This window comes from Agrococcus pavilionensis RW1, from assembly GCF_000400485.1.
In the GTDB taxonomy this organism is placed as follows: Bacteria; Actinomycetota; Actinomycetes; order Actinomycetales; family Microbacteriaceae; genus Agrococcus; species Agrococcus pavilionensis.
On sequence record NZ_ASHR01000021.1, the window covers coordinates 127,604 to 137,014 of the forward strand.

The 9,411-nt window shown below is 73.5% G+C and carries 9 protein-coding genes and 1 pseudogene; 5 read left to right on the plus strand and 5 right to left on the minus strand.

Translation table 11 applies throughout. From position 1 onward, the window contains the following. Window positions 1-48: 48 nt before the first annotated feature. Window positions 49-453, plus strand: a complete 405-nt coding sequence (locus L332_RS21790; protein WP_021010406.1) for a hypothetical protein — start codon at window positions 49-51, stop codon at window positions 451-453. A gap of 60 nt (window positions 454-513) precedes the next feature. On the opposite strand, the gene L332_RS21795 is transcribed toward L332_RS21790, so the two are convergent. The 5 genes from L332_RS21795 to L332_RS21815 form a co-directional block, all read right to left on the minus strand. Continuing rightward, entirely contained in the window at window positions 514-741 is a 228-nt protein-coding gene (locus L332_RS21795) for a DUF5652 family protein (protein ID WP_021010407.1), read from the minus strand. Between the two features lie 35 nt (window positions 742-776). After that, window positions 777-2,162 (minus strand): L-serine ammonia-lyase, encoded by a 1,386-nt coding sequence (locus L332_RS21800; protein WP_031223592.1) that lies wholly within the window; start codon window positions 2,160-2,162, stop codon window positions 777-779. 168 nt (window positions 2,163-2,330) lie between these two features. Continuing rightward, window positions 2,331-2,543 carry a DUF3073 domain-containing protein gene (locus L332_RS21805; RefSeq protein ID WP_021010409.1) on the minus strand — a complete coding sequence of 71 codons (213 nt, stop codon included), beginning with the start codon at window positions 2,541-2,543 and terminating at the stop codon, window positions 2,331-2,333. 141 nt (window positions 2,544-2,684) lie between these two features. Continuing rightward, complete coding sequence (locus L332_RS21810; RefSeq protein WP_021010410.1) at window positions 2,685-3,059, minus strand: fluoride efflux transporter FluC; 375 nt, start codon at window positions 3,057-3,059, stop codon at window positions 2,685-2,687. After that, the gene (locus tag L332_RS21815; protein WP_021010411.1) at window positions 3,056-3,451 is read right to left on the minus strand and encodes a fluoride efflux transporter FluC; all 396 of its coding nucleotides are present in this window, start codon (window positions 3,449-3,451) and stop codon (window positions 3,056-3,058) included. The genes L332_RS21810 and L332_RS21815 overlap by 4 nt, the downstream gene beginning before the upstream one ends. A 74-nt stretch (window positions 3,452-3,525) precedes the next feature. Between L332_RS21815 and L332_RS21820 the strand changes: the two genes are divergently transcribed. The 4 genes and pseudogenes from L332_RS21820 to L332_RS0115160 form a co-directional block, all read left to right on the plus strand. Further along, the gene (locus L332_RS21820) at window positions 3,526-4,269 is read left to right on the plus strand and encodes a MerR family transcriptional regulator (RefSeq protein WP_021010412.1); all 744 of its coding nucleotides are present in this window, start codon (window positions 3,526-3,528) and stop codon (window positions 4,267-4,269) included. A gap of 77 nt (window positions 4,270-4,346) precedes the next feature. Further along, the gene (locus tag L332_RS21825) at window positions 4,347-7,553 is read left to right on the plus strand and encodes an efflux RND transporter permease subunit (protein ID WP_021010413.1); all 3,207 of its coding nucleotides are present in this window, start codon (window positions 4,347-4,349) and stop codon (window positions 7,551-7,553) included. Window positions 7,554-7,651: 98 nt separating this feature from the next. Next, window positions 7,652-8,599 (plus strand): DUF2510 domain-containing protein, encoded by a 948-nt coding sequence (locus L332_RS21830; protein WP_021010414.1) that lies wholly within the window; start codon window positions 7,652-7,654, stop codon window positions 8,597-8,599. Between the two features lie 202 nt (window positions 8,600-8,801). After that, a pseudogene (locus L332_RS0115160) lies at window positions 8,802-9,411 on the plus strand (hypothetical protein); the annotation flags it as partial.

Sequence of the window (9,411 nt, forward strand, 5' to 3'; positions counted from 1 at the left end):
TCGAGCAAGCGCTCGCCCGCACACCCACCGAGCACCGAGGACCTCCGCATGACGTACACGCCCCCCGAGCAGCCCGCCCAGCCGAGCTACGAGCCCACCGGCCAGGGCGCCTACCAGCCGGCCGCGACGACCGGCTACCAGGCATACGACGCCGGCCAGGCGTACGGGGCGGTGCCGTCCTACGCCTACGCCGCGCCCACCTCGACCGAGCGCAAGCTCTCGGTCTGGGGTCTCATCCTCGGCATCTCGAGCATCGTCATCCCGCTGTTCGTGAACGCGATCGCGGGCGCGATCCTCTCGGGCATCGGCATCGCGAAGGAGCCCGCGGGCAAGGTGATGGCCATCTGGGGCCTCGTGACCTCGATCCTCGGCTTCATCTGGGCCTTCATCTTCTGGCCCATCGCGATCACCGTCTTCTTCGCCGCGATCTTCGCGTCGCAGTACGGCTACTGAGCGCGGCACTCGGGTGTGGGGTGCGCGGGCTGCGCGCTCCACACGCGAGCGGAGCCGGGGCTAGCGCCGCCGACGGCTGACGCCGAAGAGGTAGACGGCGTCGAGCACGCCGAGCGTGTTCGTCACGAGCAGCGTCGCGAACCACGGCTTGCTGCCGTCCTGCGCCGCGCGCCAGAGCGACGCGCCCTTCCAGGCAAGCCCCCACAGGGCGGCGGCCGCGATGCCGGCCCGCACCCCGGGGCGCTCGAGCGCCGCGAGCGCCTCCGCCTCGTTCCGCTTCGTCCCCATCGCTCGTCCTCCCGCTCCCCGGCCGGCGTCGCCGGTCAGCACTCGATGAAGGCCACCGCGAGACCGCCGAGCGCGGTCTCCTTGTACTTGTCGCTCATGTCGGCGCCCGTGCGGCGCATGGTCTCGACGGCGGTGTCGAGGCTCACGTAGTGCGTGCCGTCGCCCTGCTTCGCCATGCGCGCGGCGTTGATCGCCTTGACGCTCGCCATCGCGTTGCGCTCGATGCACGGGATCTGCACGAGCCCCTTGATCGGGTCGCACGTGAGGCCGAGGTTGTGCTCGATGCCGATCTCGGCCGCGTTCTCGGTCTGCGCGGGCGTCGCGCCCAGCACGGCGGCGAAGCCCGCGGCCGCCATCGCGCACGCCGAGCCGACCTCGCCCTGGCAGCCGACTTCGGCGCCCGAGATCGACGCGTTCGACTTGATGATGATGCCGATCGCGCCCGCGACGAGCAGGAACCGCACCTGCCAGGACACCTCGTCGTCGACGCAGTTCGCGAACCGGTCGGCGTAGTGCATGACCGCGGGGATGATGCCGGCCGCGCCGTTCGTCGGCGCCGTCACGACGCGCGACCCGGCGGCGTTCTCCTCGTTGACCGCGAGCGCGTAGAGGTTCACCCACTCCATGCCCTCGAGCAGGTCGGGGCGGCCCGCCTTCGGGGCGGCGTCGCGCTCGAGCAGCTTCGCGTGCCAGTCGCGCGCGCGGCGCTTCACGTCGAGCCCGCCCGGCAGGACGCCGTCGGTCTCGATGCCGTGCGCGACGCACTCCTGCATGACCTGCCAGATGCGCTCGAGCTGCGCGATCGTCTCCTCGCGCGGCCGCCACGCCTCCTCGTTCGCGAGCATGAGCTCGTGCACCGAGAGGCCCGTGCGCTCGCAGAGCTCGACGAGCTCGTCGCCGTGGCTGAAGGGGTAGGGCACCGGGTGGTGCTGCGTCGCGGGCGCCGGCACGGGCGAGAGCACATCGCCCTCGTCGTGGCGCATGACGAAGCCGCCGCCGATCGAGTAGTAGCCCGCGGTCGCGACCGTGGCGTCGGATGCGTCGTAGGCCGTGATGCGGAGGGCGTTCGGGTGCTCGCGGCGCACCGTGAGCGGCCGGAAGACGAACACCTTCGACTCGTCGAAGGGCACGGGCAGGCGGCCGCCGAGGAGGAGCTCGCCGCTCGAGCGGATGTCGTCGAGCGTCGCGGCGATCTGCCGCGTCTCGACGGTGTCGGGAGCGAGCCCCGCGAGGCCGAGCATGACTGCGGTGTCGGTGCCGTGGCCCGAGCCGGTCGCGCCGAGCGAGCCGAGCAGGTCGACGCGCAGCCGCACGATCTCGTCGAAGCGGCCCGACGCATCCGCTTGCGCGACGAAGTCGAGCGCGGCCCGCATGGGCCCGATCGTGTGCGACGACGAGGGACCGATGCCGATCTTGAACATGTCGAGCACCGAGAGCGACTCGAAGACGGGAGCCGTGGCCGTCGCGTGGCTCCCGACCTCGACCGGCTCCTGCAGCTTGGCGTGGGTGTCGGCGTGCGACGTCACAATCGGCTCCTTCGCGTCATGGACTCCAGAGCCGCGGGCGCGGCCGGGATGCTGGTGACCGCGTCAGGCGCTGCGCCCCTGCTGACGCCCGTCGACGTAGTCGTCGTCGGTCTCGGGGGCGTAGTCGGCGTAGTCGGCCCACTTGTCGACGAGCTCGTCGTCGGCGGGGGCTCCCCCCAGCTCCTGCTGGAGCACGGAGTAGTTGACGTTCGGGCTGAATGACTTCAGCTCACGTGCCAGCTTCGTGTGCTTGGCCTTCTGACGACCACGACCCATGCTGGACCCCCCTTGCGGACGGCGCCGGCCGAGAGCCGACGAACGATGTGAGAACTGCCTTGCTAAGTCCAACCTCCATCGTAGCATCGCGCCCGCCTGTCGCCGTCTGGGCGGATGCGGGTGGGGATAGGGTGCCCCGACTCACGCCGGGAGCGCGGGGACGAGCAGCGCACCGGCCAGCAGTCCAGCCCCAGCGGCGATCGCGCCGCCCACGACCGTCACGGCGATCGTCGCTGCGGCCGCGCCGCCGCGCCGTCGCTCGAGCTGCTCGACCGCCTGGAGCGCGAACGCCGAGTAGGTCGAGAGGCCGCCGCAGAACCCGGTGACGAGGATCGCGCGCCACGCGTCGTCGAGCACGAGCAGTCCCGTGAGCGCGCCCGCGAGCAGGCTCGCGACGAGGTTGACGACGATCGTCGAGCGCACGGGCCGCCGATGCGGCAGCGCGCCGGCCAGGAAGCGCACGACCGCGCCGAGCCCGCCCGCCGCGGCGATGCCGAGCAGCTCGAGCGGGCTCACGCGGCCCGCCGCCGCACGAGCCGCCGACCGATCGCGAGCCCCGCCCAAGCCGAGGCCAGGCCGGCGAGCAGCATGCCGAGCGCGATCGCGATGCCCGGCAGCGACGGCACGATCGTCGAGAGGCCGTGCGCCGCCGCGGTCGCGGAGACGCTCGCGACGGCGATCGCGCTGAAGGTCGTGAAGCCGCCGAGCGCGCCTGCGCCGATGCCGTGCCGCAGCCAGTCCGGCGCATCGGCGAGCGCGGCGGTCGCGATGCCGAGCAACAGGCTGCCGAGCGCGTTGACGAGCAGCAGCGCCCAGCCGCCGGGCACGGCGGCCTCGAGCAGCGCTCGCGCGCCGGTGCCGAGCGCGCCGCCGAGCGCGACGGCGACGATCGAGGGCACCAGGCGCATGCCGCAACGCTAGACCGCGAGCGCGCCGCAGCCCGCTTGACATTGACGCAGCGTCAACCCCTAGCGTCGTGGGCATGGAGTGGTCGATCCAGCGCATCGCGAAGCTCGCCGGTGTCTCGAGCCGCACCCTGCGGCACTACGACGCTGTCGGCATCCTCGCTCCCGCCCGCACCGATGCGAGCGGGATGCGCTGGTACGACGAGGCATCGCTCGCCAGGCTGCAGCGCATCCTGCTGCTGCGCGGGCTGGGCGTCGGCATCCCGGCGATCGCCGAGAGCCTGCAGCGCGCCTCCGACGAGGAGGCGCTGCGCAGCCACCTCGCCGACCTCGGTCGCGAGGCCGACCGCATCCGCAGGCAGATCCGCGCCGTCGAGCAGACGCTGCGGGCACGAGAGGGAGGAGCCGCCATGACGGCAGAGGGAGCGCTCGACGGGTTCGATCAGAGCCAGTACGAGCAGGAGGTCACCGAGCGGTGGGGCCGGAAGGCCTGGGAGGACTCGCAGTCCTGGTGGAAGGGCATGTCGGAGGACGACAAGCGCCGCTTCGGCCAGGAGCACCTCGACATCGCCGCGGGCTATGCCGCGGCGCGAGCGGCCGGCACGCCGGTGGACGCCGACGAGGTGCAGGCGCTCGTCGAGCGTCACTACGCGTGGGTCGGCGCCGGTTGGCAGACGGCATCCCCGCCGCTCGAGGCATTCGCCGGCCTCGGCGACATGTACGTCGCCGACGAGCGGTTCGCCGCCAACTACGGCGGCACCGAAGGCGCTGCCTACGTGCGCGACGCGATGCGCCGGTTCGTCGAGCGACGGAAGGCATAGCGGCAGCCGTGCGCGGGGAGGGTCGATCCATAGCCGGAGCGACCCTCCCCACAGCCCCGGGATGACAGGATCGACGGGTGCACCTGCTCTCGCTCGCCAGCCTCAAGAACAGGGCGCTCGTCGCGCTCGCGACGATCTGCATCGCCATCTTCGGCGGCGTCGCGCTCGCGAACCTCAAGACCGAGCTGACGCCCGAGCTCGAGCTGCCCGCCGTCGTGGTCTCGACCACGGTCACCGGCGCGAGCCCCGAGATCATGAGCGAGGACGTCACCGCCCCGATCGAGCAGGCGGTCCAGTCCGTGCCGGGGCTCGAGGGCACGAGCGGCACCTCCTCGACGTCGCTGAGCGTCGTCTTCGCCGAGTTCACCTACGGCACCAACATCCCGACGGCCGAGCAGCGCGTGCAGCAGGCGGTCAACCGCATCCTGAGCCAGCTGCCCGACACCGCCGAGCCCACCGTGCTCACCGGCTCGATCGCCGACTTCCCGGTGCTGCGCATCGCGGTCTCGGGGCCGGGGGAGCAGTCGGCGCTCGTCGACCGCATCGAGACGATCGCGGTCCCGCAGCTCGAGCGCACCGACGGCGTGCGCGCGGTGCAGCTGCAGGGCGCCCCCGGCCAGCGCGTCACGATCGCGCCCGACGACGCGGCGCTCGCGGCCGCGGGCCTCAGCCGCGTCGACGTCTCCGACGCGATCGACGAGCACGGGCAGCTGCTGCCCGGCGGCACGGTCGACGACGGCGAGCAGACGCTCAGCGTGCAGATCGGCGCTCGGCTCGGCTCGGTCGACGACGTCGCGGGCCTGCCGCTCACCGGGGACATCGCGATCGGCGACGTCGCCGACGTCTCGCTCGACACCGACCCCGTCTCCTCGGTCGCGATCGTCGACGGCGAGCCCGCGATCATCCTCTCGATCACGAAGACGCAAGCGGCCAACACCGTCGACGTCTCGCACGCCGTGCAGGACCTGCTGCCGACGCTCCAGGCTGAGCTCGGCGAGGGCGTCACCTTCACGACGGTGCTCGACCAGGCGCCCTACATCGAGCAGTCGATCGAGGCGCTCGCGGTCGAGGGCATGCTCGGCCTCGCCTTCGCGGTGCTCGTCATCCTCATCTTCCTCTGGTCGGTGCGGTCGACGATCGTCACCGCGGTGTCGATCCCGGTCTCGGTGCTCATGACCTTCATCGGCATGTGGGGCGCCGGGTACTCGCTCAACGTGCTGACCCTCGGCGCGCTCACGCTCTCGATCGGCCGCGTCGTCGACGACTCGATCGTCGTGATCGAGAACATCAAGCGCCACATGGGCTTCGAGCCGTCGCGCTCGAAGGCGATCCTGGATGCGGTGCGCGAGGTCGCGGGCGCGATCACCGCGTCGACGCTCACGACCGTCATCGTCTTCCTGCCGCTCGCGTTCGTGAGCGACATCACGGGCGAGCTCTTCCGGCCCTTCGCGCTCACCGTGACGATCGCGCTCGTCTCCTCGCTCGTGATCGCCCTCACGATCGTGCCCGTGCTCGCGTACTGGCTGCTCAAGCGGCCGAAGGAGGTCGTCGAGGCGGAGGAGGCCGCGGCGCGCGCCGCCGCGGCGAGCGAGGAGGCCGCGCGCCCGACGCGACCCTCGCTGCTCGGCCGGCGCAGCGCATCCGCCCCCGTCGCCGTCGCCGAAGCGACCCCCGAGCCGCAGCCCATCGCCGAGCGGCCCGACCGGCTGCGGCGCGGCTACCGCCCCATCCTGCTCGCGACCCTGCGGCGCCCGTGGCTGGTGCTCGGCGGCGCGGTCGTCGTGCTCGCCGCGAGCGTCGCCGCGCTGCCGCTGCTCGCGACGAACTTCCTCGGCGACGACGGCCAGACGACCGTCAACGTCACCCAGCAGCTCGAGCCCGGTGCCTCGCTCGACGCGCAGCTCGCCGCGGCGGAGTCGCTCTCGGACGAGCTGCAGGGCCTCGACGGCGTCGAGACCGTCTCGGCGACCGTCTCGAGCACCGCGAACCAGTTCGCGGGCTTCACGGGCGGCGGGGTCGGCGGCGGCGCGGTGAGCTACGGCGTCATCGCGGCCGACGGCACCGACGTGGAGGCGCTCCGCGAGCGGATCCTCGAGCTCGGCGACGACGCCGAGGGCGAGGTCACGGTCGGCTCGTCCGGCGGGTTCGCGGGCGGCGACATCGAGATCGAGGTGCAGGCGCCCACGACCGACGTGCTCGAGCCCGCCACCGCATCCGTCGTCGACGCCGTCTCGGGCCTCGAGGGCGTCTCGCAGGTGACCGACTCGCTCGAGGGCGCGCAGCCGCTCGTGCAGGTCGCGGTCGACCGCGAGCTCGCCGCGAGCCTCGGGCTCAGCGAGGCGGCCGTCTCGGGCCTCGTCGCGCAGGCCATGCAGCCGACGCCGATCGGCGAGATCCAGCTCGAGGGCTCCCTCGTGCGCATCTGGATGGACGCGATCGCGCCCGCCGCGACCCTCGACGAGCTGCGCGAGCTGCAGCTGCCGACCCCGAACGGCGCGCTGCCGCTCGCCGACGTCGCCGAGGTGACGCAGATCGAGGGGCCGGTGTCGATCTCGACGAGCGACGGCGCGCGCACCGCGACCGTCACCGTCACGCCGAACGCGGCCGACGTCGGCGGGGTGTCGACGGGCGTCGCCGACGCGCTCGCCGAGCTCGAGCTCACCGACGGCGCGAGCGCCGCCGTGGGCGGCGTCGCGACGCAGATCACGGATGCGTTCACGCAGCTCGGGATCGCGGCGCTCGTCGCCGTGCTGCTCGTCTACGTCATCATGGTCGCGACCTTCAAGAGCCTGCTGCAGCCGTTCCTGCTGCTCGTGTCGGTGCCCTTCGCGGCGAGCGGCGCGATCGCGATGCAGCTCATCACCGGCGTGCCGCTCGGCGTCGCCTCGATGGTGGGCGTGCTCATGCTCGTCGGCATCGTGGTGACGAACGCGATCGTGCTCATCGACCTCGTCAACCAGTACCGCGACCGCGGCCGACCGGTGCGCGAGGCGATCGTCGAGGGCGCGGAGCGCAGGCTCCGCCCGATCCTGATGACCGCGGCGGCGACGATCTTCGCGCTCGTGCCGATGGCGGCGGGCCTGACGGGCGAGGGCGGCTTCATCTCGCAGCCGCTCGCGATCGTGGTGATCGGCGGGCTCATCTCGTCGACGCTGCTGACGCTCGTCGTGCTGCCCGTGCTCTACCTCGTCGTCGAGGGCGCGATCGAGCGCCGCCGGGTGCGCGTCGGCAGCGGCACGCGCGCCGAGCGGCGCGGCGAGCTCGCAGCGGCCAGCAGGCGCTGACCGCGCTCACAGCGGATGCGCGGGGTCGCGCTGGCAAGATGAGTGCGGCTCGCAGTCTGATCGTGGGCCGCGGTCGCAACGGGACGAGGGAGGATGCCGTGCCCAGCTTCCTCATCGTGCACTCCGCCGTCGCGGATGGCCGCATGGACGCCTTCCTGCATCCGCCCGTGCTCGACATCGGCGGCCTGCGCGCGCCGCTCGACTGGGGCGACATCACCATGCACGTGCCGGCGGGCGACCTCCCGGTGACGATCTCCGTCACGCGCGCCGACGGCGTGATCGAGGGCGCGCGCATCACCGTCCGCACCCCGGCGGGCACGGGGACGCGCCTGACCTTCGTGCCGCCGGCCCAGCCGGGAGCCCACGCGCAGCTGCGCATCGAGGGGCAGTGGCCCGCCGACTCGTCGATGCACTACTACGCGGCGCGCGATGGGCGCGTGCTCATGAGCGTGGCGCCTCGCGCCGCGACGCCGTCCACGCCGGTCGCGCCTGCGCCGAGCAGCGCGAGCGGCTTCCACCCGCCGACCTCCTCGTCGCCGCCCGTCGGGCCCGCCCCCGGCTCGACCGGATCGGTGCCGGCGCAGCCGACCCACTTCGGCCAGGAGCAGGGCGCGATCGTGCAGCCGACGGTCGCGAGCCACCAGTCGCCGGTCGCGCCGCAGCCCGCCGCGAGCCCGCCACCGTCGTTCGGGCAGCGCCCGCCTGCCGAGCGCGACGTGTACGGCCGCGAGCTGCCCGACCGCGAGCCGCCGCCGATCCCGACGCCGGCCGACTTCGACCGGCTCGAGCGCGAGGCGCACGAGGCGCAGGTGCGGGCCTACGAGGCGTGGCAGGCCGAGCAGCGAGCGATGTCGGCGCCGGCCGGGCCCGCGCCGCACGACGGCGCGCCGCAACCGGTGGGACTCGCCCCGGTCGCGCCCGATCGGGTGCCGCCCGACTGGTACGCCGACCCCTTCCACCGCGCTGACGCCCGCTGGTTCGACGGCCGCCAGTGGACGTCGTCGGTCATGCGCGGCGGCGTCCGCGCCCACGACCAGCTGGGCTGACCCGCGGATCCCGCTCTGTCGCTCCGCGGCGCGGTGCCGTAGAGTGGGCCGGTCGGCTCGGGACAGGCGCGTGTGCGCCGCATGGAGTGTCACCGCGGCCGGAGATCCCGCGAGCACCCTCGCGGTCGACCAGATGCCCGCGATGAATGCGGCATGACCCGCGCGAGTGCGATCGATCGTTCGTGCGCAGAAGAGACGAGCAATGGCACAGAATTCCTCGCGCCCGCAGGGCGCACGCCGATCCGACGACCGCCCCTCCGGGCGCGCCGGTTCGCGCAGCCCCGGCCACCGCGGCCACCGCCCGGCCCAGGACGGCGACGCGCGGCCCAAGCGCCGCTGGACGAGCGACGACCGCGAGCAGCGCTCGCAGGGCGCATCCCGCCGCCCCAACTGGATCCCGCCGGAGGAGCGCAAGCGCGACGATCGCCGCGGTCCCGCCTTCCGCACCCGCGGGGGCGCGCAGGGCGGCCGCGACCGGCAGCGTGACGATCGCGTGCACCGCGGCGAGCGGCCGCGCGGGTTCGACCGCGCCCGCGACGAGCACCAGGGCCGAGGCCGGTTCGGCGCCGAGCGCGACGAGCGCCGCGGCGGCGAGCGCCGCTTCGACCGCGACGAGCGCCCGCAGCGCGGCTTCGGCGATCGCGACGAGCGTGGCGGCGACCGTCGCCGCTTCGATCGCGACGACCATCCGCAGCGCGGCTACCGCGACCGCGATGAGCGCGGCGGTGAGCGTCGCTTCGACCGCGACGAGCGCGCGCGCCGCAGCTTCGACGACCGCGCCCCGCGCGGCGAGCGTCGCTTCGACCGCGACG